Source organism: Pseudarthrobacter sp. SSS035, from assembly GCF_023273875.1.
Taxonomy (GTDB): Bacteria; Actinomycetota; Actinomycetes; order Actinomycetales; family Micrococcaceae; genus Arthrobacter.
In genome coordinates this window covers 3,964,446-3,987,314 of the sequence record NZ_CP096882.1, presented here as the reverse complement: position 1 = coordinate 3,987,314, position 22,869 = coordinate 3,964,446, and the positions used below count along the sequence as shown (strand labels likewise).

At 65.6% G+C, this 22,869-nt stretch carries 18 protein-coding genes and 1 riboswitch; of the genes, 2 read left to right on the top strand and 16 right to left on the bottom strand.

Translation table 11 applies throughout. The features are described 5' to 3' along the window. Positions 1-3: 3 nt before the first annotated feature. The 10 genes from MUN23_RS18485 to MUN23_RS18440 all read right to left on the bottom strand — a co-directional run bounded on the left by MUN23_RS18485 (position 4) and on the right by MUN23_RS18440 (position 12,464). Positions 4-1,272 carry a hypothetical protein gene (locus MUN23_RS18485; protein ID WP_248760287.1) on the bottom strand — a complete coding sequence of 423 codons (1,269 nt, stop codon included), beginning with the start codon at positions 1,270-1,272 and terminating at the stop codon, positions 4-6. A gap of 7 nt (positions 1,273-1,279) precedes the next feature. Next, a complete protein-coding gene (gene nadD, locus MUN23_RS18480; protein WP_256468649.1) occupies positions 1,280-2,011 on the bottom strand; it encodes a nicotinate-nucleotide adenylyltransferase in 732 nt (243 codons plus the stop codon). Next, a complete protein-coding gene (locus tag MUN23_RS18475; protein ID WP_056340536.1) occupies positions 1,950-2,180 on the bottom strand; it encodes a hypothetical protein in 231 nt (76 codons plus the stop codon). The genes nadD and MUN23_RS18475 overlap by 62 nt, the downstream gene beginning before the upstream one ends. A gap of 75 nt (positions 2,181-2,255) precedes the next feature. Beyond that, complete coding sequence (locus tag MUN23_RS18470) at positions 2,256-3,620, bottom strand: glutamate-5-semialdehyde dehydrogenase (protein WP_248760285.1); 1,365 nt, start codon at positions 3,618-3,620, stop codon at positions 2,256-2,258. Between the two features lie 26 nt (positions 3,621-3,646). Continuing rightward, positions 3,647-4,798 (bottom strand): glutamate 5-kinase, encoded by a 1,152-nt coding sequence (proB, locus tag MUN23_RS18465; protein WP_248760284.1) that lies wholly within the window; start codon positions 4,796-4,798, stop codon positions 3,647-3,649. Continuing rightward, positions 4,788-6,377: a GTPase ObgE gene (obgE, locus tag MUN23_RS18460; RefSeq protein WP_248760283.1), complete on the bottom strand. Its 1,590-nt coding sequence runs from the start codon at positions 6,375-6,377 to the stop codon at positions 4,788-4,790. The genes proB and obgE overlap by 11 nt, the downstream gene beginning before the upstream one ends. 116 nt (positions 6,378-6,493) lie before the next feature. Then, positions 6,494-6,757, bottom strand: coding sequence for a 50S ribosomal protein L27 (rpmA, locus tag MUN23_RS18455; RefSeq protein ID WP_056340543.1), 264 nt, complete (start codon positions 6,755-6,757; stop codon positions 6,494-6,496). Positions 6,758-6,818: 61 nt separating this feature from the next. Continuing rightward, positions 6,819-7,127, bottom strand: a complete 309-nt coding sequence (gene rplU, locus MUN23_RS18450; RefSeq protein ID WP_018773353.1) for a 50S ribosomal protein L21 — start codon at positions 7,125-7,127, stop codon at positions 6,819-6,821. A 272-nt stretch (positions 7,128-7,399) separates the two neighbouring features. Next, a complete protein-coding gene (thiD, locus tag MUN23_RS18445; protein WP_248760282.1) occupies positions 7,400-8,998 on the bottom strand; it encodes a bifunctional hydroxymethylpyrimidine kinase/phosphomethylpyrimidine kinase in 1,599 nt (532 codons plus the stop codon). Further along, positions 8,981-9,078, bottom strand: a riboswitch (TPP riboswitch). (Overlaps the previous gene by 18 nt.) 101 nt (positions 9,079-9,179) lie before the next feature. Further along, entirely contained in the window at positions 9,180-12,464 is a 3,285-nt protein-coding gene (locus tag MUN23_RS18440; RefSeq protein ID WP_248760281.1) for an Rne/Rng family ribonuclease, read from the bottom strand. A 454-nt stretch (positions 12,465-12,918) separates the two neighbouring features. On the opposite strand from MUN23_RS18440, the gene MUN23_RS18435 reads away from it, so the two are divergent. Beyond that, on the top strand, positions 12,919-13,593 hold the full coding sequence (locus tag MUN23_RS18435; RefSeq protein WP_248760280.1) for a vitamin K epoxide reductase family protein: 675 nt from the start codon (positions 12,919-12,921) through the stop codon (positions 13,591-13,593). Positions 13,594-13,732: 139 nt separating this feature from the next. Here MUN23_RS18435 and ndk read toward each other — a convergent pair whose 3' ends face one another. From ndk to MUN23_RS18410, 5 genes are all read right to left on the bottom strand, one after another. Then, positions 13,733-14,152, bottom strand: a complete 420-nt coding sequence (ndk, locus tag MUN23_RS18430) for a nucleoside-diphosphate kinase (RefSeq protein WP_248760279.1) — start codon at positions 14,150-14,152, stop codon at positions 13,733-13,735. A gap of 38 nt (positions 14,153-14,190) precedes the next feature. Next, a complete protein-coding gene (locus MUN23_RS18425) occupies positions 14,191-14,637 on the bottom strand; it encodes a DUF4233 domain-containing protein (protein WP_248760278.1) in 447 nt (148 codons plus the stop codon). A gap of 2 nt (positions 14,638-14,639) precedes the next feature. Next, complete coding sequence (locus MUN23_RS18420; protein ID WP_248760276.1) at positions 14,640-15,998, bottom strand: folylpolyglutamate synthase/dihydrofolate synthase family protein; 1,359 nt, start codon at positions 15,996-15,998, stop codon at positions 14,640-14,642. A 3-nt stretch (positions 15,999-16,001) separates the two neighbouring features. Beyond that, positions 16,002-19,364 (bottom strand): isoleucine--tRNA ligase, encoded by a 3,363-nt coding sequence (ileS, locus tag MUN23_RS18415; protein WP_248760275.1) that lies wholly within the window; start codon positions 19,362-19,364, stop codon positions 16,002-16,004. 398 nt (positions 19,365-19,762) lie between these two features. Further along, positions 19,763-20,815, bottom strand: a complete 1,053-nt coding sequence (locus MUN23_RS18410; RefSeq protein ID WP_248760273.1) for a glycerophosphodiester phosphodiesterase — start codon at positions 20,813-20,815, stop codon at positions 19,763-19,765. 214 nt (positions 20,816-21,029) lie between these two features. Here MUN23_RS18410 and MUN23_RS18405 point away from each other — a divergent pair, with 214 nt between their 5' ends. Further along, a complete protein-coding gene (locus MUN23_RS18405) occupies positions 21,030-22,034 on the top strand; it encodes an endonuclease/exonuclease/phosphatase family protein (protein ID WP_248760271.1) in 1,005 nt (334 codons plus the stop codon). Here MUN23_RS18405 and MUN23_RS18400 read toward each other — a convergent pair. Next, complete coding sequence (locus MUN23_RS18400) at positions 22,031-22,789, bottom strand: SDR family oxidoreductase (RefSeq protein ID WP_248760270.1); 759 nt, start codon at positions 22,787-22,789, stop codon at positions 22,031-22,033. The two genes, MUN23_RS18405 and MUN23_RS18400, sit on opposite strands and share 4 nt — an antisense overlap. Between the last annotated feature and the right edge of the window lie 80 nt (positions 22,790-22,869).

Here is a 22,869-nt window from a genome sequence, read left to right as displayed (position 1 = left end):
TGGTCAGCTGGAGATGCCGCTGACGATGAGGATAACGCCGGAAATAAGGGCCACAATCCCAAAAGCCAGGACGAGGACCTGCATAACCCTGAGCCGCTTCGCACGGGCCAGGCCGGCCGTTGCCGCATCCAGCGGCTCCAGCCCGTGTGCTGACCGTGCCGGGATGCGCGGCAGGTCATCGAACAGATCGTCCGGCTCCCCCATTGGTGTATCGGCCACGTGGGGCTGGACGGGGACGACGCGCTTCGGTGCCGCGGCGGCCCTGGCAGCAGCTTCCGCACGGGCGATCACCCGGGAACGGCCCGAAGCGGCCGCCTGCGCAGAACCTGCGGCCGGCTCTTTGGACGTAGTGGACGGCCGGCGGCCCTTGCCGCCAGGCCGGACCTTAGGTCCGGAATGGGTCGCCAACGGCACGTAGGAGGTCGCCGGGGGTTTCATCACAGGACGGTCGACGCCGGGTACCTGCACGAATTCCAGCGGCGTGACCATGGCCAGGTTGTCGGCGGTGGCCGGGCCCGTCTGGGGAACGGATTGGGTGGCCGCGGCCTGCGGATTGGAACCCTGCGTGGGTACTGATACTGGCTGTGCAGGGGCGGCCTGCTCGGCCAGCTTCCGCTTGGCCATCGCCCGGCGGTTCAGCACCGCCGCGCGTTCGGCCAAGGCGATCTGTTCCGCAAGGATGTCCGGATCCACTGCTTCGGGGTCCAGCGAGGCGATGTGTTCCATCTTGGCCAGCTGGTTCTTGGCCTGCTCGGCAATAAGCGTGCGGGCTGCGAGTGCCTGCTCCACGCTCATGCCAGCCGGAACACCTGCACCGTTCGCCGGCGCGGCGGGCCCGGCCATATCGGCGGATACAGCAGTGTCTTGACCTGGCTTCGCTTGACCCGGCCCGGATTGGCTCGGCGCGGATTGGCTTGGCAAAGGCTGCCCCATGGGAGCGGGAATGATGGGATTGGCCGACGTGACGGCCTGTTCCTTCAGTTGCTGGAGCCGCAACTGCCTGCGCGTGGGAGGGCCTCCTGCGGAAAGCTGGCCCTCTTTCTCCTCGAGTTCCTTGATGGCACGCAGCGCCGCGCGGTCGCGGGCCCGGATCTGCGAGGACCGCTGCGCTTGGGACTGCTCAGGGACGGAATCCACCGCGGCGTCAGCCGCGCGCCGTTGTTTTGAGGCAGGCGAAACCTGGCCCGGGCCGTTGGACCCGGGAGCCGGGTTCTCATCTCTGGCCTGCCGCATTTCTCGGCGGCTGCGGACGGGGGGCTTTTCCTGACTCATTGAGGACTCATTCAGTACTGGCTGGCTCGTCTGTTTCGGTAGTTCGGACGTCCTCGGGATCTGATCCCTCGGCGTACAGACCATATTTGGCGATGTATTGGACCACTCCGTCCGGCACGAGGTACCAGACGGGGTTGTTCCCGGCTACACGGACACGGCAGTCCGTGGACGAGATGGCCATGGCCGGCACCTCAAGGAGGCTGACGTCCTTGCGGCCCATGCCATCAAGCACATGTCCCGGCCGTGTCACACCGACAAAATGGGCCAGTGACCACAGCTCGTCGATGTCCTTCCAGGACAGAATCTGCGCCAGTGCATCCGCACCGGTAATGAAGAACAGATCCGCATCCGGACGTTGGGTCCGGAGATCCCGCAAGGTATCAATGGTATACGTGCGACCGGGCCGGTCGATATCCACCCTGCTGACAGTGAAGCGGGGGTTCGATGCCGTGGCGATCACCGTCATGAGGTAGCGGTGCTCAGGCTCACTGACCTGCTTGTGCGACTTTTGCCACGGCTGCCCGGTGGGGACAAAGACCACTTCATCCAGGCCGAACTTGGCGGCCACTTCGCTGGCTGCAACAAGGTGGCCGTGGTGGATGGGATCAAACGTCCCGCCCATCACGCCCAGCCGCAGCCGCCTTTGCGCACCGTCACGGTGCAGAACACGGGAAATTTCAGTGGCCTTGGCCGTGGTCGTGCTTGTTGGGGTGCTGGCGGTGCGGATCGGCGTGCTCATCCGTTACGGTGTGCCGGTTGCCCAGGTTCGAGTAGGAGAGCGTAACGAACATCATCACCAGCAGGATGGCGAAAATGGATACGCCGAACACCCACGGCTCAGCCCAGATCGGAGCGGGTGCGTGTTCTCCGCCTTCGGCAACGGTCATGGCGATCTGCTGGAGCAGCATTTTCTCCCCTAAGGTTCAAGGATGTGGCAGCGGATTGTCCCGCCGTTCCGGACTTCTGTCTATATTACCGCGTTGCTACCCGCGGACCTGGCCCTCGCCCTGCACGATCCACTTAGTGGTGGTGAGCTCAGTCAGTCCCATAGGGCCGCGGGCGTGCAGCTTCTGCGTGGAGATGCCAACCTCGGCACCGAGGCCCAACTCGCCGCCGTCGGTAAACCGCGTGGACGCGTTGACGATGACCGCAGCAGAGTCAACCTCGGCGATGAACCGCTCCGCGTTGGCCAGGTCGTTGGTGAGGATCGCTTCGGTGTGGCCCGTGGACCAGGTCCGGATGTGCTTGACGGCGTCATCCAGGCTGTCCACCATTGCGACGGCGAGGTCCAGGTCCATGTACTCGGTTCCCCAATCCTCATCCGTTGCCGGCACGGACTCAACAGATGAAGGCAGCGCCGCACGGATGCGCTCGTCGGCGTGGAGGGTGACCCCGGCGCCGCGCAGCGCGGCGGCGACGGCGGGCAGCACGGTGGACCGCGAATGGACCAGCAGCGTCTCCACGGTGTTGCAGACACTGGGCCGCTGGGTCTTGGCGTTCAGCAGGATCTCCACCGCCATGTCCTCGCTGGCGGATTCGTCGATGAAGATATGCACGTTGCCCTCGCCGGTCTCGATGACCGGCACGGCGGCGTTCAACACCACGGACTGGATCAGGTCCCGGCCCCCGCGCGGAATCAGGACATCAACCCGGCCGCGCGCCCGCATCAGCGCATTCGCGCCTTCCCGTCCGTACTGGTCCACTGTCTGCACGGCATCGGCGGGAAGTCCCACGCCGTCCAGTGCTTCGCGGAGAACGTGGACCAAGGCGTCGTTGGTGGCTGCAGCGGCGGTGCCGCCGCGGAGGATAACGGCGTTGCCGCTCTTGAGCGCGAGACCGGCGATGTCAACGGTGACGTTGGGCCGAGCCTCGTAAATGGCTGCGACGACACCCATGGGCACGTTGATTTGACGCAGGCGGAGACCGTTGGGCAGCGTCTGGCCGCGGACCACGTTGCCCACCGGGTCGGGCAGGTTGGCCAGGTTTTCCAGGGCGTCAACGAGCCCGGTAATGCGGGCGTCAGTAAGCGTCAGCCGGTCCAGCATGGCCGCCGAGGTGCCGTTGGCCTTGCCGGCGGCAACATCCTTGGCGTTGGCGGCAAGGATCTGGTCCTTCCGCGCCAGCAGGGCAGCTCCGATGGCGCGCAGGCCACGGTCCTTCAAGGCCCTGTTGGCACTTGCCATCCGGCGGGCCGCGTGCTTGGAACGGTCGGCGACGGCATGGACCGCCGCTTCGACGTCCTCGGCGGACAACGGAACGGCAGCTGATGCAGGCGCTTCCGGGGCAGCGGGAACAGCAGTGGTATCCTCGGAAATCGCAGCAGTGTTGTGAATCAGTGCCTCAGTCATGATCCAAGTTTAGGCGAGCCGCAGGCTCAGACCAGCACCAGGTCGTCAACGTGAACAACTTCACGGTCATATCCGCGGCCCAGCGCCTTGCCCAGCTCCTTGGTGGACCGTCCCAGCATCTGGGGCAGTTCCGCGGCGGAATAGTTGACGAGGCCGCGGGCAATGACGGTGCCGTCGGCACTGACGATTTCGACGGCGTCGCCCGCCTCAAAATCGCCGTCCACCGCGGAGATGCCGGCCGGAAGCAGCGAAGTGCGGCGGTGGCGCACTGCCTTGACGGCGCCGTCGTCGAGAATCAGCCTGCCATGCACGGAGGCAAGGTGCTCAAGCCAGAGCAGCCGGACCGGCTTGCGGGCGCCATTGACCTTGAACCAGGTGCCAACGTCCTCGCCGGCCAGGGCGGCGGCGGCGTTGGCGGTGGACGTGACCAGGGCATGGATCCCTGAACCGGCCGCGATGGTGGCGGCTTCCACTTTGGTGGTCATGCCGCCGGTTCCGACGCCGGCTTTGCCTGCCTTGCCGATGGTGACGCCGTCGAGGTCGTGCGGACCTTCCACGAGCGGAATCCGCTTGGCACCGTGCGACGGCGGACCGTCATAGAGGGAGTCGACGTCGGAGAGGAGCACCAGCGCGTCGGCGCGGACCAGGTGGGCCACCAGGGCCGCAAGGCGGTCGTTGTCACCGAAACGGATCTCGTGCGTCGCAACGGTGTCGTTTTCGTTGACCACCGGTACCACGCCAAGGTTGAGGAGCCGGTCCAGGGCACGGAAGGCGTTGGTGTGCTGGCTCCGGCGCATCAGGTCATCGGCGGTGAGCAGCACCTGGCTGACGGTTACGCCGTGGGCGCCGAACGCCTGGGTGTAACGGGCCATGAGCAGTCCCTGGCCCACGCTGGCCGCGGCCTGCTGCGTAGCCAGGTCACGCGGCCGCTTGGCGAGACCCAGCGGTGCCAGGCCGGCCGCGATCGCACCGGAAGACACCAGGATGATCTCGGTCCCGGAGTTCCGCTTGGCTGCCAGCGCATCGGCGAGGGCGGTCAGCGATTCTTCCGAGATGCCGCCCTTGATGCTGGTCAGCGACGATGAGCCGACCTTAACAACAATCCTGCGGGCATCCGAGAGCACACTACGGTCCGCGGCGCGCTTCCGCGGGACCGCGGAGACGGAGCTACTGGTCATCTTCTGCGCCCAGTCCACTCTCCTTGACCGGCTTGGCAGCGCGGCGGCCGCTGACCGATTCGGTCCAGATCCCGGCCTTGCGCTCGGCTTCGAGCTCGGCGCGGGCGGCGGCCTTGGCATCCTTGCGTTCCTGCTGCTCGTCACGCTTCTGGCCACGGGTGGGGCGGTCGCCGACGTCCGCGAAACGGATATCCGTGCCGCGCGGTGATGCGAGCATTTCGGCTCCGGCGCTCATGGTGGGCTCCCAGTCGAAGACAACGCCGTCATCTTCGCCGATCACGACTGCGTCGCCCGGCTTGGCGCCTTGCTTGAACAGTTCGTTTTCGACGCCGAGCTTGGCCAGGCGGTCGGCGAGGTAGCCGATGGCTTCCTCGTTGGTGAAGTCGGTCTGCTTGACCCAGCGGAGAGGCTTGTCGCCCAGTACGCGGAAGAGCGGTTCGAGGTTCTTTTCCTCGCGGCGGATCTTGAAGCCGGCTTCGTTGACGGCGCGGGGACGCAGGATGGGCGGCTGGACCTTGGGTGGGGCGGCCGCGAGGGCGGCACGGGCGGCCTGGACGATTTCCGCCATGGCGAAGCCCAGCTGGCGGAGACCCTCGTGGCTGGTGGCCGAGATCTCGAAGACCCGGTAGCCGCGTGACTCCAGTTCGGGGCGGACGAATCCAGCCATGTCCTTGCCGTCCGGGAGATCCACCTTGTTCAGGGCGACCAGGCGCGGACGGTGGTTCAGCGGAACCACTTCGCCGTCGGCACCCGCGAAGCTCATGTCTACGGAGTACTTTTCCAGTTCGGCCTCGATGATGGCCAGGTCTGCCAGCGGGTCGCGGTCCGATTCCAGCGTGCCGCAGTCGAGCACGTGTACCAGTGCGGCGCAACGCTCCACATGGCGCAGGAAGTGGTGGCCAAGGCCCTTGCCTTCGCTGGCGCCCTCGATGAGGCCCGGAACGTCTGCAATGGTGAAGCGGACATCGCCGGACTGGACAACACCCAGGTTCGGGATCAGCGTGGTGAAGGGGTAGTCGGCGATCTTGGGCCGCGCGGCGGACATGGCCGCGATCAGGCTGGATTTGCCGGCAGAGGGGAAACCAACAAGCGCAATGTCGGCGATGGACTTCAGTTCCAGCACAACGTCACGGGCGTCACCCTCGATGCCCAGCAGGGCGAAGCCCGGGGCACGGCGCTTCTGCGAGGACAGCGAAGCGTTACCCAGGCCGCCCTGGCCGCCGGCGGCCGCCACGTATTCTGCGCCTTCGCCGACCAGGTCTGCCAGGACGGTGCCGTCCTTGGCTTTGACCACGGTGCCGTCGGGCACGGGCAGGACGAGGGTCTCGCCATTCTTGCCGCCGCGCCAGTCGCCCATGCCGGACCCGCCGTTGGTGGCGTGGCGGTGCGGGGAGTGGTGGTAGTCGAGCAAGGTAGTGGTCTGGTGGTCAACGCGCAGGATGACGTTGCCGCCGTCGCCGCCGTTACCGCCGTCGGGCCCGCCCAGTGGGATGAACTTCTCCCGGTGGACGGAGACACAGCCGTGGCCGCCGGTACCGCCGGATACGTGCAGTACTACCCGGTCTACAAAGCTCGCCACGTGGATCTCCTCAGTGCTGTTTCCTGGACGCCCACGGGCGCCAAGACGATTGTAATGCGGTTAAAAGAATAGTGGAGCGGACCAAATGGCCCGCTCCACCGTTTCAGAACTATTTGTTACTCTGCAGCTGCAGCAGCAACGATGTTGACTACGCGGCGACCGCGGCGGGTGCCGAACTGGACGGCTCCCGGGGCCAGGGCGAACAGTGTGTCGTCGCCGCCACGGCCAACGCCGGCGCCCGGGTGGAAGTGGGTGCCACGCTGGCGGACGATGATCTCGCCTGCGGAAACTACCTGACCACCGAAGCGCTTGACGCCGAGGTACTGGGCGTTGGAGTCACGACCGTTGCGAGTGGAACTCGCGCCTTTTTTATGTGCCATTTGAAATGCCTGCCTTTAAATTCTGGGGAATCTGCTGAAGAACCTGAACAGTAACGAAGAGTTACTTGATACCCGTGATCTTGACCTTGGTCAATTCCTGACGGTGACCCTGGCGCTTCTTGTAACCGGTCTTGTTCTTGAACTTCTGGATGACGATCTTCGGACCACGGAGGTCTTCGAGGATCTCAGCCGTAACCGTTACCTTGGCCAGGTCCGCAGCAGCAGAGGTGACTTTGTCACCGTCTACCAGGAGCAGTGCGGGCAACTCAAAGGTGCTGCCGGCTCCACCGGGGACGCGGTTCAGGGTAACGAAGTCTCCAACGGAAACCTTCTCTTGGCGGCCGCCTGCGCGGACAATCGCGTACACCACTTGGGAACTCACTTCTCTCGACGTTTATTACTAAATTTGCGTGCTGAACCCGATTCCATATTTGGCTGGGTTCTCGCTGTGCCTCAACGCCGTGGGGTCGTAACCCAAGTGTTGGCGTAAGCACCGAAGATCTAGAATACGCTAATTTTGCCTTCGGCCGCAAATGAGGCTGGTTACGGTCGGTTGTCTGTGATAGGACCCACAAGCAGGTACTGCACTGACAATCCAAAACCGTGCCTGACTATCGTACAGGCCGAACGGGCCGCAGCCTGTCAGGAATGAATTCGCGGCGCGTCGAAGAATTCCACTTCGAACCGGCACGACTGCCTGAAAGCCACCAGCATCGCCGCCCGTTCATCCGCGGAAGCACTCCGGCCGGCGTCGTCAGCGAAGGCGATGGCGTCACGTGTGGCCTGGGCGAAATCCTCGTCAGCATAGGCCCGCAGCCAGTCGGCATAAGGATGTGCTGCCGGTGCACCCGCAGCCAGGAACTCCGAGTGGAGGGTCTGTCCCACTTCGGCATACAACCAGAAGCACGGCAGCACCGCCGCAACGAGGACCGCGTAGCTGCCGGAAGCCGAGGCCGCCAGCAGGTGGTCCACGTAGGACTTGGTGACAGGTCCCAGGACGGAGTCCACTGTCCTGGTGCTTAGCCACGTGCGGTGCAGTTCGGACTCGACCTCAAGGCACTGCTGGGCCGACTTTGCCCAGAACAGCTGGGCGGCTTCCGTGGGCGCCAGCGCACTGGCCCGGGCGAGGACCCGCGAATAGCCGTTGAGGTAGATGGCGTCCTGGGCGAGGTAATAGGCGAACTGTTCCTCAGCCAATGTGCCGGCCGCCAGGTCTCGGATGAAATCCAGTCCGTAGATGGCTGCAAGATCCGGCTCCGACGCCCGGCGCAGCGTCTCTGCGAATTCACCGGCTGCCGGAACCTGTTGCATGTGGTGGAAGTGGTTGATGGGGCCGTTGCCCCCGCCCACCTCAAGTTGGTCAGCGGCCTGCAGCGCGCCCACCAGCCAGGGCTTCACCTGCCGCAGTGCGGCTTCCCAGTCCCCCAGCCGGGCCTGAGCTGTGGCCATGGCCGACGACAGCGAGCAGCCGGTGCCGTGGCTGTTGCGCGTGGGGATCCTGTCCCCGCTCACTTCCACCACCTCCTGGGCGAGCAGCCCGGCAGCGTTGACCAGGGCATCCGGGCACGCGCCGCCGTCGAGATGGCCGCCCTTGACCAGGACGGTGGCACCGGTCGCGGCGGACAACCGCTGCCCCTGCCCGAGCGCGTCGTGCCAATCCCTCGCCTGCGGCTCCCCCACCAGGATGGCAAGTTCGGCCAGGTTGGGGGTAATCAGGTCCGCGAGCGGGAGCAGCTCCCTCAGGGCCGCCTCGGCAGACTCCTGCAGCAGCCGGTCGCCGCTCGTGGCCACCATCACCGGATCAAGAACGACGACGGCGGGACGCACCTTGTCCAGCCAGTCACGGACCACACCTATCACGGCAGCGTCGCCCAGCATGCCGATCTTGACCGCGTCGATGGTGATGTCATCGCTGATGGCATCGAGCTGCTGGCCCAGGAAGGACGCAGGCGGGACGTGAACCGCCTGGACCCCCTGGGTGTTTTGGACCGTCAGCGCGGTGATGGCCGCCATGCCGTAGCCGCCAAGGGCTGCAATGCTTTTGAGGTCGGCCTGGACGCCCGCGCCCCCTGAAGGGTCCGATCCGGCAATGGACAGCACCCGCGGAACGTCACGCAGCACCCGGACCGCAGAAGATCGGCCTGGTGCGGGCCGGACCCCAGCCCGGGTTGCCGGGGTTTCCGGCAGAGCCGCCGCGGGTGTTGCAGGAGGAAGGACAGAAGTTGAAGCCAAAGGAGACATCCCTTCGCCGGTGCTAACCGGACAGGTTCAACGGGTGTGGATCTCAGCCGGCTCTCTGCGCGGCACCCCGTGTCAGTCACCAGCCTAGCGTTCCTCGCGACTTAACGCCGGACGCCCGGACGCAGCCTGTGATTCACAGGCACGTCCGGGCGCCGTTGTATTGGCTTGCCCTACTGCTTGGTCAGAGCTCCGAGGCCGGAACTCCTACGCCCAGGATGATGGGCGCGTTGGCGGCAACCGGTTTGTCGGCCACAGGAGCCTTGACGGGCTCCGGCGACTTGGCGGCGTGGGTGTGTCCGGCGGCAGCCGCCGGAGCGGCTTCGTGATGCTCTACGGACGTGGCATTGGCTGCGCCCTGGGCACGGCTGGCACTCCGGTTCCGCCGGGGACGGCGGGCGCGGGGCTCCTCGGTGTGGTCGGAGTAATCCTTCTCCGCCGCGGCTGGCTGCTGCTGGCGGGCAGGTTCGGCCGCCCGGCTTTCAGTTGCCTGGACTGCCGGCGGCGTGCTTTCCGCTACAGGAGCCGGCTCACCAAGGTGGGCAAAGGCCTCCGCGAGGCGGTCAAGTGTCAGGGCAGGTGCGTGCGGCTGGTCATCGTGGTGCGCAACGAACGGAAGCACCACCTGCTCGCCGCCGAATGTCAGCACCGCGGCCGGGCGGCCGTTGGAGTCCGTTTCGGACTGCCCAACCGGAGCCGGCACCGGAGCCGCAGGCTGCCGGCCCGCGGCAGCTGATGCATGAGCCACCTCGTCGTCATGCAGATGCGCAGCGTGGGCTGCGGCCGCAATGTTCGCAAGCGCTGCCCGCGTGGCCTCCGCCTTCGCATGGCGCTCGGCATCGCTGGCTTCCGGGTGGACCGTGTGGATCTGCACCGGAGCTGCCGGTGCCGTTTCCAGCGGCTGGCCGCCCCGTCCGCGGCGGCGCTTCCGGTCAGTGCGGCCACCCGGCTGGCTGTCCGGGCGCTGGCTGTCAGTCCGCACGCTGTCAGTGCGCTGTGCTTCCGGGCGGCTGTCAACCCGCTGCACGTGATGCTCCGCGGCTACCGTGTTGGCGCGGCGGTGTTCCACGGGGTCGTCGTGGGTGACAATTCCGCGGCCCGCACAGGTTTCACACTGCTCGCCGAAGACCTCCAGGAGCCCGGTGCCCATGCGCTTACGCGTCATCTGCACGAGGCCCAGCGAGGTCACTTCGGCCACCTGGTGTTTGGTCCGGTCGCGGCCCAGGCATTCCACCATGCGACGCAGGACAAGGTCGCGGTTGGATTCGAGGACCATATCGATGAAGTCGATGACGATGATGCCGCCGATGTCGCGGAGCCGGAGCTGCCGGACCACTTCTTCAGCTGCCTCGAGGTTGTTCTTAGTGACGGTTTCCTCGAGGTTGCCGCCGCTGCCGGTGAACTTGCCGGTATTGACGTCCACCACGGTCATGGCCTCGGTGCGGTCAATGACCAGCGAGCCGCCCGAAGGCAGGAAGACCTTGCGTTCCAGGGCCTTGTGGATCTGCTCATCGATCCGCCACGCAGCGAAGATGTCCTGGTCCTTGGTCCACTTTTCCAGGCGGCCCACGAGGTCCGGTGCCACGTAGGTGACGTAGGCCTCGATGGTGTCCCAGGCCTCTTCACCGGAGACGATCAGCTTGGAGAAGTCCTCGTTGAAGACATCACGGACCACCTTGATGGTGAGGTCAGGTTCGCCGTAGAGCAGCTCCGGCGCGAGGATCTTGGTGGACGTGGACTGGCTTTCGATGCCCTCCCACTGCGCGCGCAGCCGGTTGATGTCGTGCGTGAGCTCCTCTTCCGAGGCGCCTTCGGCAGCGGTGCGGACGATGACGCCGGCGTGCTCCGGGAGGCGGTCCTTGAGGATGCGCTTGAGGCGGTTGCGCTCGACGTCGGGCAGTTTGCGGGAGATTCCGGTCATGGAGCCGCCGGGCACATAGACCAGGTAGCGGCCGGGCAGCGAGATCTGGCTGGTCAGGCGTGCACCCTTGTGGCCCACAGGATCCTTGGTGACCTGGACCAGGACGGTGTCGCCGGACTTGAGCGCGTTTTCGATCCGGCGCTGCTTGCCTTCGAGGTTAACGGCTTCCCAGTTCACTTCACCGGCGTACAGGACGGCGTTGCGGCCGCGTCCGATGTCAACAAACGCCGCTTCCATGGACGGCAGGACGTTCTGCACCTTGCCAAGGTAGACGTTGCCGATCAGGGAGTCCTGCTGGGTCTTGGAGACAAAATGCTCGGCCAGGACGCCGTCTTCGAGGACGCCGATCTGGATTCTGTCGTCGCGCTGACGGACGATCATCTGCCGGTCAACTGATTCGCGGCGGGCCAGGAACTCGGCCTCGGTGATGACGGTGCGGCGGCGGCCGGTGTCGCGGGATTCGCGGCGGCGCTGCTTCTTGGCTTCGAGGCGGGTGGAACCCTTGACAGACGTGACGCGGTTGTTGACCGGCGCTTCGGTCGCGGCGCGCGGCGCGCGGACACGGGTCACCGTGTTGGGCGGGTCGTCGCCTTCTCCTCCGGTCAGTTCCAGATCCTGGTCGCCACGGCGGCGGCGACGACGACGGCGGGACGTCACGCCCTCATCGGCCTGCCCGGCGGATTCCTCATCAGTTTCTTCGGCTGCGCCTTCGTCGCCTTCGTTATCACCGTCAGCATCGCTTTCGCCTGTGCGGCTGCGTCCACGGCGACCACGGCTGCGGCGCCTGCGGCGGCCGCTGGCGTCGTCCGCTTCGCCGTCTTCGGCGTCGTCCTCTTCCGGCTCTTCAACCACGGCAGCAACCGGCGCGGGGCGGACCACGGTGCTGAGGTCGGGGGCCTGGAAAAGCACCGATGTGGTGGACGCCGGCTCAAGGAACAGTGAACTGAACGGGCTGGCAGTCTCAGCAGCAGCGGCCGGAGCTTCAGCCGGGGCGGCGGCAGCGGTAACGGGCGCGGCCGTGGTGGCTGCCGGCGCCGCGGGCTCAACCGCGGCGGCTTCCTCAGCTTCAGGGGCCGGCGTTGCCGCTGCTTCAGGAGCTGCCTGCTCCTCGGGTGCTGTTGGTTCAGCGGCCGCGGGGGCGACGTCGGGAGCGGAAGTCTTGCGCGTGGCCACACGGCGGCGGCGGACGGGCTTGGTCTCGGCTGCGGCCTCAGGCGCTGCGGCTTCGGCGGCGGGCTCGACGGCGGCAGCCTCGGGAGCTACGGCGGTCTCGGTAACTACGGCGGCTGGTGCTTCCAGAACCTCGGCAGCGAAGGCCGGCAACGGTTCGGCAGTGGCCACGGCCTTACGTGCGCGGGTCCGTCGGACCGGCGTCTTGGGTTCCGGAGCGGTATCCGTCGTAGGCTCAGCTTCGGCGGCGTCATTCACCGGTACGGCTTCTGCGGCCTTCGGCACTGCCTTCCGACGTGTCCGGGTGGCCTTCTTGGGCGCTTCCACCGCTTCGGCTGCAGCTTCATCATTAACGGCTGGTGTTTGTTCGTTTTCCATATGTGGCAACACTCCTGCCCCTGACGTACCGCCACATCCGGCACCCATTGGGGCACATATTGTCAAAACCCGCAGGCGTTGACAGAAGTCAAGTGGATACTCCCAGGTTCGCACCGGCAGAGGGGTGCGGCAGCCCGTGGGAGCCGTCGGCTGTGTCCTGAAACCCGTTGTTCTACACGCCACAACCAGGTGCCGACCAATGGAATTGCGGGAAGCCGGATCAGAGAATCCGAAGCCTGCCCTGCTCATCATTGGCGGTCTTGAAACAAGCCACCGGACCGGAGTCCGAATGTGGGTCGGCCTCCAGCCATGTTCATTCTCTCACACCCGGGCTGAAAGACGGCGGAACCAAGGCCAGCGGATCGGCACGTGCGGGCGATTACTGAATGCTGCTTCCAGTCACCGGCGTTACAATCGGGGCAAGGAGCACCCGAAGCAAAGGACGCCACACACCATGCCCAGCATTTCCTCCCACGGCACCGACACGCCGGCTGCCTCCCCGCCGGCAGAGCGGCTGCCCGCTACATCCGGGACTATGCCGCCGATGGCGCGCAACCGGCCTTTTGGCTGGCTGCTCGTCATCACCGGAGTCATTGGCTGGCTGGCCTCGGGAACACTGGTCCTGGAAAAGCTCGCCGTCCTCGAGGATCCGAATCACGTAACGGCCTGCGACGTTAATCCGTGGATCTCCTGCGGCCAGGTCATGCAGACGTGGCAGAGCTCGGCGTTCGGGTTCCCCAACATGTTTATTGGCATCGTGGCGTTCGCCGTCATCATCACAGTGGGCATGGCCCTGCTCTCCGGCGCCACGTTCGCCCGCTGGTACTGGGCAGGGCTCCAGGCCGGCGTGACGCTGGGCTTCGCGTTTGTGGTGTGGCTCTGGTCCCAGGCACTCTACGACATCCATGTCCTCTGCCCGTTCTGCATGATTGTCTGGGCCGCGATGATCCCGCTCTTCGTCTGGGTGACCATCCGCAACGTCGTCCACGGCGTCATCCCCGTCCCCGCAGGTTCTGCACGTGTACTGGGCGAATCGGGCTGGATCATCACGGCGCTGCTGTACGTGGCGGTCATCGCCACCATCTTCTTCGCTTTCATCCAGGTGTTTGCCGGAACCTCGGGCTTCTAACGCGAGCCCCGCACAAAACGCACAGAAGGCGCGAACGGACAAGCGCGAACGGACACTTGAGGCCCCGGTTTCCCGGGGCCTCAAGTGTCCGTTCGCGCTGTGGACTCAAGTGTCCGTTCGCCCAGTTCGCGGGTGGACGTTAGTCCTGGAACCAGATCTTGATTTCGCGCTCGGCCGAGTCCACTGAGTCGGAGCCGTGGACCAGGTTCTGCTGGACCTTCAGGCCCCAGTCGCGGCCGAAATCGCCACGGATGGTGCCGGGAGCCGCAGTGGTGGGATCCGTAGTGCCGGCCAGGGACCGGAAGCCTTCAATGACGCGGTGGCCTTCGAAGATCGCGGCCACCATCGGTCCGCTGAGCATGAATTCAACGAGGGGCTCGTAGAACGGCTTGCCCAAGTGTTCTTCGTAGTGCTGCTCCAGCAGTTCCCGGCTGGCGTCAACCTTCTTCAGTTCGGCGAGGGTGTAGCCTTTGGCCTCAATACGGCCCAGGATGGCGCCGCTGAGGTTGCGGGCAACGCCGTCGGGCTTGATCAGTACCAGGGTGCGCTCAATGGTCATAGCTGCTCCAATGCGTAATGGGTGGTTTCGGGACAATTCTACGAGGCTTCCGGGGTGTCCCCGTGCGACGCGTTCCACTCGGACTGTTCGCGTTCGCGCTTTGCAGCTTCTGAATCGATCCGGATGCCGGTGCGGATTCCATACCACCAGGCCAGGCCGAACAGCGCGCCAACCAGGAACATCATGGGCTCGAGTGTGCCCGTCAGGATCAGCACAATCTGCAGGATCCAGCCCAGTCCCACGCCCCAGGGCTTGGACAGCACCGCGCAGGCCAGGATCATCACTACGCTCAGTGCGATGCCGATGCCCAGGATCAGCGCCGGCGGAAACTCGCCGCGCCTGAGTCCAAAGACGGCCAGCGTTGCGAAAAAGACCACAAACGCCTCAAGCAGCAGGACGGTGGAGGCAAACATCACCTTGGTGGACCGGCGCTTCTTGGGCATTCCCGGGCGCCATTCACGCTGCGCTTTGGTCAGCTTCGCCACGGCTAGGCCTCCGTCTTTCCGAGCAGGATCCGGGCTTCCGCCACCAGGGTGATGGACCCTGTCACCAGCACGCCGCCGGAGAGGTCGTCGCTGGCTTCGGCGCGTTCCACGGCCCATTCGAGGGCGTCGTCGAGCTTCTCGGCAATGTGGATGTTGTCTTCGCCGAAGCCCATTTCCACCGCCAGTTCAGCCAGTTCGGCCGCGGGTACCGCCCGCGGCGAGTTGGACTGGGTGAAGCAGTATTCCTGGGCGATCTCGCCCAGGGATTCCTTGAGCTGGCGCAGGATCTCTTCTGCGTCCTTCTCCTTCAGGACGCCCACTACCGGCACCAGCCGGGTGAAGCTGAAGGCCTCCTGGATGGCCTCGGCCGAGACCCTGATGCCGTCCGGGTTGTGGGCCGCGTCAACAATGATGGTGGGCGCCGTGCGGACAACCTCAAGGCGGCCCGGGGACGTGACGGATGCGAAGGCCTCCTGGAGCACCTCGGCGTCAAGTTCCTTCTCGCCGCCGAAGAAGGCCTCGAGGGCTGCCACTGCCACGGCTGCGTTCTGGGCCTGGTGAGCGCCGTGCAGCGGCAGCAGCAGTTCCGGGTACCGGCCGGCGATGCCCTGGATGCTCACCACCTGGCCGCCCACGGCAACCGTCCGGGATTCGACGCCGAACTCCACGCCTTCAAACCGGAACGGGACTCCCACGTCCTTGGCTTTCTCGAGCAGCACCTGCGCGGCATCAACGGGCTGCGAGGCACTGATGAGGTAACCACCGGGCTTGATGATGCCGGCCTTCTCGTACGCAATCTCCTCGGTGGTATCGCCCAGCAGGTCGGTGTGGTCCAGGGAAATGGGGGTGACCACGGAAACCAGGCCGTCGCCCACGTTGGTGGCATCGGTGATGCCGCCCAGGCCCACCTCGATCACGGCCACGTTGACCGGCTGGTCCGCGAAGATCGCGAAGCCCAGGATGGTCAGGCACTCGAAGTACGTGAGCCGGGGCTCCCCCGCAGCGGTAAGTTCGTCGTCGACGATCTGCAGGTACGGGCGGATCTCGTCCCAGATCCGGACAAACGTTTCGTCAGAGACAGGGTGGCCGTCGATGCTGATCCGCTCGGTGACCTTGGACAGGTGCGGGCTGGTGTAGCGGCCGGTACTCAGGCCGTGCGCGCGCAGCCCGGCCTCGATCATCCGGGCCGTGGAGGTCTTCCCGTTGGTGCCCGTCACATGGATGATCGGGAACGCCTTGTTGGGCTCCCCCAACACATCCATGGCCCGGAACAGCGGCGCAAGACGCGGCTCCATCTTGTTTTCCGGCGCACGCCCCAGCAGCTCGGCGTAGACACTTTCCACGGAGAATTCGTCAGTCATGGCTCAAGCCTCTACTTTTTCGACGCGGATACCGTAGTTCGAACCATCGCCGTTGGCGAACTCATGGTCCTCGACCAAGACGACATCCCTGAATCTTAACGCGACAGACAGCGTCTCCCGCTTGATCATTTCAGCGTGTGCCTTCGCAGCCTCAAGCTCCTGTCCCGAAAGTCCGGCAATAACACTGCTCACCCGATCGGATACATGGAATGCATTGTCCTTTCGAACCGCTTGAATAGACCTGATCATGTCCCTAGCCAGCCCTTCAGCAGCAAGTTCGGGCGTGACCTCGGTGTTGAGCACCACAAAGCCGCCGCCCGGCAGGACAGCTACCGAAGCCGATCCGCCGTCGGATTCTGCCACCACGGTCTCCAGGGTGTACTCCTGGGTTTCCAGCTCCAGGCCTCCGGCGATGACCACTCCGGCGTCGGAAACCGACCAGTCGCCGGACTTGGCGCCCTTGATGGCCTGCTGGACGTTCTTGCCCAGGCGCGGTCCCGCGGCGCGTGCGTTGACCACGAGCTTCTGCTCGATGCCGAACTCCTCCGGGGAGGCGCTCTCGGCGTCCAGCAGGCGCACGGAGCGCAGGTTCAGTTCATCGGCGACGACGGCGGCGAAGCCTCCCAGCGCATCCGCGCCGGGTGCCACCACGGTCAGTTCCTGCAGCGGCAGCCGCACGCGGAGGTTGGCGGCCTTGCGCAGCGAGGATCCGGTGGAGCAGATCTGCTGCACGCGGTCCATCGCTTCCACCAGCGACGCGTCGGCCGGGAACAGTTCCGCGTCCGGCCAGTCGGCCAGGTGCACGGAGCGTCCGCCGGTGAGGCCGCGCCAGATCTCCTCGGAGACCAGCGGAAGCAGCGACGCGGCCACGCGGGACACGGTCTCCAGCGCGGTGTACAGCGCGTCGAACGCGTCAGCGCTCTCGTCAAAGAAGCGCTGGCGGCTGCGGCGGACGTACCAGTTGGTGAGCATGTCCAGGTAGCTGCGCAGTTCATCGCACGCCCCGGAGATGTCGTAGCTGTCCAGCTGCGCGGTCATGTTGCGGACCAGGTCACCGGTGTTCGCCAGCAGGTACTGGTCCAGGGTGTCGGCGTACCCGTCGTAGCGGAGCTTCGCGTCGTAACCGGAACCGCCGCCCGCGGCGTTCGTGTACAGCGTGAAGAAGCTGTACACGTTCCACAGGGGCAGGATGACCTGGCGGACGCCGTCGCGGATTCCCTGTTCGGTGACCACCAGGTTGCCGCCGCGCAGGATGGGGCTGGACATCAGGAACCAGCGCATGGCGTCGGAGCCGTCACGGTCCAGGACCTCGGAGACGTCCGGGTAGTTTCGCAGGCTCTTGGACATCTTCTGCCCGTCCGAGCCCAGCACAATGCCGTGGCTGATCACGTTCCGGAAGGCCGGACGGTCAAACAGCGCCGTGGACAGGATGTGCAGCATGTAGAACCAGCCACGGGTCTGCCCGATGTACTCCACGATGAAGTCCGCCGGGTTGTGCGTGTCGAACCAGGCCTCGTTCTGGAACGGGTAATGCACCTGGCCGTACGGCATGGAGCCGGAGTCGAACCAGACGTCCAGGACGTCCTCGACGCGCCGCATCACGGACTGGCCCTCTTCGGGGGTCCGGGGATCGTCAGGGTTGGGGCGGGTCAGTTCGTCGATGAACGGGCGGTGCAGGTCCACCTGGCCGGCCTTGTTCAGCGGCAGGCGGCCGAAATCGGCCTCGATCTCGGCCAGGGAGCCGTAGACGTCGGTGCGCGGGAATTCCGGGTCGCTGGACTGCCACACCGGGATGGGGCTGCCCCAGTAGCGGTTGCGGCTGATGGACCAGTCGCGGGCGTTGGCCAGCCACTTGCCGAACTGGCCGTCCTTGACGTTGCCGGGGATCCAGTTGATGTCCTGGTTCAGTTCGGACATGCGGTCCTTGAACTTGGTGACCTCCACGTACCAGGAGGACACGGCGCGGTAGATCAGGGGGTTGCGGCAGCGCCAGCAGTGCGGGTAGCTGTGCTCGTAGCTGGCCTGGCGGACCAGGCGGCCCTGGGCGCGCAGCACCTGGGTGATGGGCTTGTTGGCCTCGAAGACCTGAAGGCCCACGATGTCGTGCAGGTCGCCGTGGCTGAACAGCGGCAGGAACTTGGCACCTTCGTCCACGGACAGGACCACCGGGATGCCGGCTTCTTCACAGACCTTCTGGTCGTCTTCACCATAGGCGGGCGCCTGATGGACGATGCCGGTGCCGTCGGTGGTGGTGACGTAGTCGGCCACGAGGAAGCGCCAGGCGTTCTGCGTCCCGTACTTTTCGTCGTCGCGGAAGTCGTTCCACAGCGGCTGGTAGGCCAGGCCCTCCAGGTCGGCGCCGGTGTGGGTTGACGTCACGGCAGCCTCGGCGGAGTCCGCATCCTCGTAGCCCAGGTCCTTGGCGTACGCGGCCAGCAGGTCCGCGGCCAGGAGGAAACTGCCGGTGACTGGCGCGTCCGGCGAAGCGGCCTTGACGCCGTTGGGTCCGGCGGGGAGCACGGCGTAGGTGATGGAAGGCCCGACGGCGAGCGCCAGGTTGGTGGGCAGCGTCCAGGGCGTGGTGGTCCAGGCGAGCGCCTGGACGCCGGCGAGCTGCTTCGACAGCGCCGACTCCCCTGCCGTGATGGGGAACGTCACCGTGACAGTCTGGTCCTGGCGGTTCTTGTAGACGTCGTCGTCCATGCGGAGCTCATGGTTGGACAGCGGCGTCTCGTCCTTCCAGCAGTAGGGCAGCACACGGTAGCCGTTGTACGTCAGGCCTTTTTCGTGCAGCTGCTTGAACGCCCACAGGACCGATTCCATGTATTCGACGTTGAGCGTCTTGTAATCGTTGTCGAAGTCCACCCAGCGGGCCTGGCGGGTGACGTAGCTCTTCCACTCATCGGCGTACTTCATCACGGAGGCACGGCAGGCGTCGTTGAACTTATCGATGCCCATGGCCTCGATCTGGGTCTTGTCCGTCATGCCCAGCTGTTTCATGGCTTCCAGTTCAGCCGGCAGTCCGTGGGTGTCCCAGCCGAAGCGGCGTTCAACGCGGCGGCCGCGCTGTGTCTGGTAGCGGCCCACGAGGTCCTTGGCGTACCCGGTCAGGAGGTGGCCGTAGTGCGGCAGGCCGTTGGCGAAGGGAGGGCCGTCGTAGAAGACGAATTCGTTGCTGCCGGGCTGCCCGCCGGGGGCGTCGGCGCTTCGCTGGTCGATGCTGGCCTGGAAAGTGCCGTCCTGGTCCCAGTACTTCAGGATGCGCTCTTCGATCTCCGGGAACTTCACGGAGGCGGAGACACCGGCGGCAGCGCCGCTCGAAACTGCGGCCGAAGGGGAGGCTGAGGCTTTGGGGTAATACGTCATTCTCGACATCCTGGGTTGAGCTGGTGAACCACTCAGCCGTTGCCGGATGGTTCCGTTCAGGATGCGAGGACGGCTCGTGTGCTGTCCTGGGACTGCACGCTTACCGCGGTACCACCTCACTTACCGGCACTCCACCATGCTCCGGGGGAAGCTTGTTGGTGCGCCGGCCGCTCATTACTGCTGTGACGGGCTTACCCGTCCGGTTCTACCGGCCCTGGCGCGTGCTGATCCTTGCGCCGGGGCGTTCTTCCGGAAGCTCACCGGTGATGGCCGGGTCAAAGCTGATACGACGATGTTACCGGAGAAGTCACTGCGTTTCACTGCACACTGCCTTGAAGTACAGCGCGGTCCGCCGGGCAGCGAAACGCAGTGACGGCGGCTGGGCGCCCGGGCCGGTACTAGAAGCCGCGCGGCAGTTTCATCCCGGCAGCAGCCATGACATCGCGGAGCCGGTCCGGGTAGTCGGTGATGATCCCGTCAACGCCGGTGTCGATCAGCGCCCGCATGGTGGGCTGGTCATCGACGGTCCACGGGATGACCTGCATCCCGGCAGCGTGCGCACGCTCCACCATGTCCGCGGTGACGTAGGGGACGTAGCCCGGATCCGTCACTTTGCCGTTCTGCGGGGTGCCGTGCACGGGAGAGACGGCGTCGAAGCCGAGGGAGGACGCTGCAGCGATGAGGTCGCCGCCAAAGTCGTCGGCGTCAATCCCGCCAAGCCACGGCGAGCTGCCCGGCTGCCCGGCCTGGAGGAAGTCCTTGTTGGTCAGGGCCACGGTGCGGATCTGCGGGTCGCGCTGCTGGACGAGGCGCAGGGAGCCCCAGTCGAAGCTCTGGATAGAGACGCGGCTCTGCATCTGGGCGGCGTTGATTTCCCGGAGGGCGACGTCGATGAACTGCTCGCGCGGGGCGGTTTCCGCCGGAGCGCCGGCTTCGACTTTCGTTTCAATGTTGAACTTCACCTGGCTGGCGCGGTGTGCGTCGGCGAGCTCAAAAACCTCGGCCAGAGTTGGCATCTTGGCGCCGGGAGACACCGTCTGGCCCGGGAACTGCGGCTGGGTGAGCGAACCGCAGTCCAGGCTTCGGACCTGTTCGAAGGTCAGGTCCTTGACGTACTTGCCCACGTAGGGGAACTGCGGATCGTTTGGCGTGACCGGCGCGGTATCGAGGCACTTCTTGTTGCTGATCTTGCGATCGTGCGTGATGACTTCGCGGCCGTCCTTGGTGATCTGGAGGTCAAGTTCCAGGGTGGACACGCCGGTCTCGAGGCCTTTGGCGAAAGACGCCAGGGTGGATTCGACGGTCAGGCCGAGTCCGCCGCGGTGGGCCTGTAGATCAAAATGGTTGTCCGTGCCGTTGGGGTTCGTGTCAGCGGCTTGGGCCTGGACCGAAGTAGTGAGGAGCAGGGCTGCGCTGAGTACGGCAGCGCCAAGCTTCATCGGGGTGCGCATAGGAAGGAATCTCCACTCTGGTGGTGTGCAGTTTGCGCCTGCTACAGTGCCGTCCTGCGGCCAACGCCAGGCCACAGCGGGCTGGCCGGAGTGCGGCTGGACGGTAAACGTTGGGCTTCATCGCAAAGCCGATCCAATCAACGGGCGACGCCAGGGCGGCGACTCCATAGACTCGTGCCATGACAGTCTCCCGGGCGATTTGTTCCGGTCCCTGATGGGCCATCGTGCACACCACGGCTGGCTGTGGTCTGCTGGCCTGGTTGCGGCACCTGTTGTGGTGGTGTCCTGGTTCCGCGCCGTCCAGGCGCCGTGGCCGCCGCTTGTGGTGCAGGTCGTGGCCTTTACACCGTGGCTGGCATTCCTCGCCGCGGCCGCGGTGTTGCTGGCACTGCCCAGCCGGCGTGCCTGGGCTATCCTGCCGGCGGCAATCCTGCTGATCGCACAGCTTATCTGGCTGTTCCCGCCGGAAGTGTTCCTGGCACGGCAGGGAGGGTACCCCCAGGTCCGTGGGCCGGATGCTCCAGCCGCGGCGAAGCTGACAGTCATGAACCTCAATGCCCGGCTCGGAGGTGCTGATAGCGCCGCCATCGTCCGGCTGGTCCAGGACCACCATGTTGACCTGCTGACCGTCCAGGAGCACAGCCTGGAGTTGGAGAAGCGGCTGGCGCGTGCAGACTTGGGCAGCGTGCTTCCCCACCGTGTGTCCCATCCCCGGAACGGAGCGGCCGGCAGCGCCGTCTACTCGTCTTTCCGGCTCAAGGAGATGGGACTGGTCCCTGACACAGCGTTCAGTATGCCGGTTGTCCGGCTTGAGACCAGTGACTCGGGCGCCGGCCTGACGGTCATCAATGTGCACACGCACGCGCCCGTGGACATTGCCGTTCATCAATGGCGAAGTGACCTTACAGCTGTGGCCCGGGCAAACAGCGGAGCCGGTCCGACGCTTCTGGCGGGCGATTTCAACGCGACATATGACCACTGGGAATTCCGCGCGATGCTGGAGGGGGCCGGCGGCAGCCGGAAACTGGTGGATGTTGCAACCGCGTTGGGCAGCCGGCTCATCCCCACCTGGCCGATGCGGGATTACAGCCTTCCCGGCGTGACGCTGGACCATTTGGTGACCAGCCCGGACATTTCAAGTTCGGGTTACTCGGTCCACCCGGTCAGCGGCACCGACCACGCTGCAGTGATCGCCACCCTGGAGATCCAGCTTCCCTAACGCTTGCGGATCAGCTTGTGGGTGGCCGCCTGCGCAACGGGCCGGATCACGATCTGGTCCAGGTTGACATGGTGCGGCGCGCTGACGGCGTAGCGCACTACGTCGGCGACGTCGGCTGCGGTCAGGGGCTTCTCCACGCCCTCGTAAACCTTCTCCGCGGCGTCCTGGTCACCAAAGCGGTTGAGCGCGAACTCTTCGGTGCGGACAAGGCCCGGGGCTACCTCGATGACGCGGATGTTGTGCTCCGCCTCTTCCAGCCGGAGGGCACCGGTCAGCGCGTGCTGGGCAGACTTGGCGGCGTTGTAGCCGCCGCCGCCCTCGTAGGCCACCAGTCCGGCGGTCGACGTCAGGTTCAGGACTGTTCCTTCGCCGTTGGCGCGGAGCATCGGCAGGAACGCCCGGGTGAGCTTCACTGTGCCGAGGACGTTGACCCGGAACATCCATTCCCAGTCCTCGGTGTTGGCCTCGCCCACCAGGTCAGCACCCCGGGCCCCGCCGGCGATGTTGATGAGCGTCCCCACGCCGCCGGCTTCGGTGACGCGGGCAAGGAGCCTGGCGACGTCGTCGTCCTCGGTGATGTCAGCGGGAATTCCGACGGCGCCTGTTTCGGCTTCCAGCGCGGCCAGCCGTTCGGCGCGGCGTGCCACAGCGAATACCGTCCAGCCTTCTTCCCGCAATGCCCGCACGGTCGCCTCGCCGATGCCGGTGCTGGCGCCGGTTACTACTGCTGCCTTGTTCAGTGAATCTTCAGTCATGGCACCACCCTAACGGCCCCGTCCGGTAGCAAGCTTGGGCCGATGTCGCCGGATGAAGTCCCGGCCATGAAACAATTGCC

Coding starts and splice junctions, on each gene's coding strand:
- MUN23_RS18485 (WP_248760287.1), bottom strand. CDS start 1,272: ATGAGTCAGGAAAAGCCCCCCGTCCGCAGCCGCCGAGAAATGCGGCAG.
- nadD (WP_256468649.1), bottom strand. CDS start 2,011: ATGAGCACGCCGATCCGCACCGCCAGCACCCCAACAAGCACGACCACG.
- MUN23_RS18475 (WP_056340536.1), bottom strand. CDS start 2,180: ATGCTGCTCCAGCAGATCGCCATGACCGTTGCCGAAGGCGGAGAACAC.
- MUN23_RS18470 (WP_248760285.1), bottom strand. CDS start 3,620: ATGACTGAGGCACTGATTCACAACACTGCTGCGATTTCCGAGGATACC.
- proB (WP_248760284.1), bottom strand. CDS start 4,798: ATGACCAGTAGCTCCGTCTCCGCGGTCCCGCGGAAGCGCGCCGCGGAC.
- rpmA (WP_056340543.1), bottom strand. CDS start 6,757: ATGGCACATAAAAAAGGCGCGAGTTCCACTCGCAACGGTCGTGACTCC.
- thiD (WP_248760282.1), bottom strand. CDS start 8,998: ATGTCTCCTTTGGCTTCAACTTCTGTCCTTCCTCCTGCAACACCCGCG.
- MUN23_RS18440 (WP_248760281.1), bottom strand. CDS start 12,464: ATGGAAAACGAACAAACACCAGCCGTTAATGATGAAGCTGCAGCCGAA.
- MUN23_RS18435 (WP_248760280.1), top strand. CDS start 12,919: ATGCCCAGCATTTCCTCCCACGGCACCGACACGCCGGCTGCCTCCCCG.
- ndk (WP_248760279.1), bottom strand. CDS start 14,152: ATGACCATTGAGCGCACCCTGGTACTGATCAAGCCCGACGGCGTTGCC.
- MUN23_RS18420 (WP_248760276.1), bottom strand. CDS start 15,998: ATGACTGACGAATTCTCCGTGGAAAGTGTCTACGCCGAGCTGCTGGGG.
- ileS (WP_248760275.1), bottom strand. CDS start 19,364: ATGACGTATTACCCCAAAGCCTCAGCCTCCCCTTCGGCCGCAGTTTCG.
- MUN23_RS18410 (WP_248760273.1), bottom strand. CDS start 20,815: ATGCGCACCCCGATGAAGCTTGGCGCTGCCGTACTCAGCGCAGCCCTG.
- MUN23_RS18405 (WP_248760271.1), top strand. CDS start 21,030: ATGGGCCATCGTGCACACCACGGCTGGCTGTGGTCTGCTGGCCTGGTT.
- MUN23_RS18400 (WP_248760270.1), bottom strand. CDS start 22,789: ATGACTGAAGATTCACTGAACAAGGCAGCAGTAGTAACCGGCGCCAGC.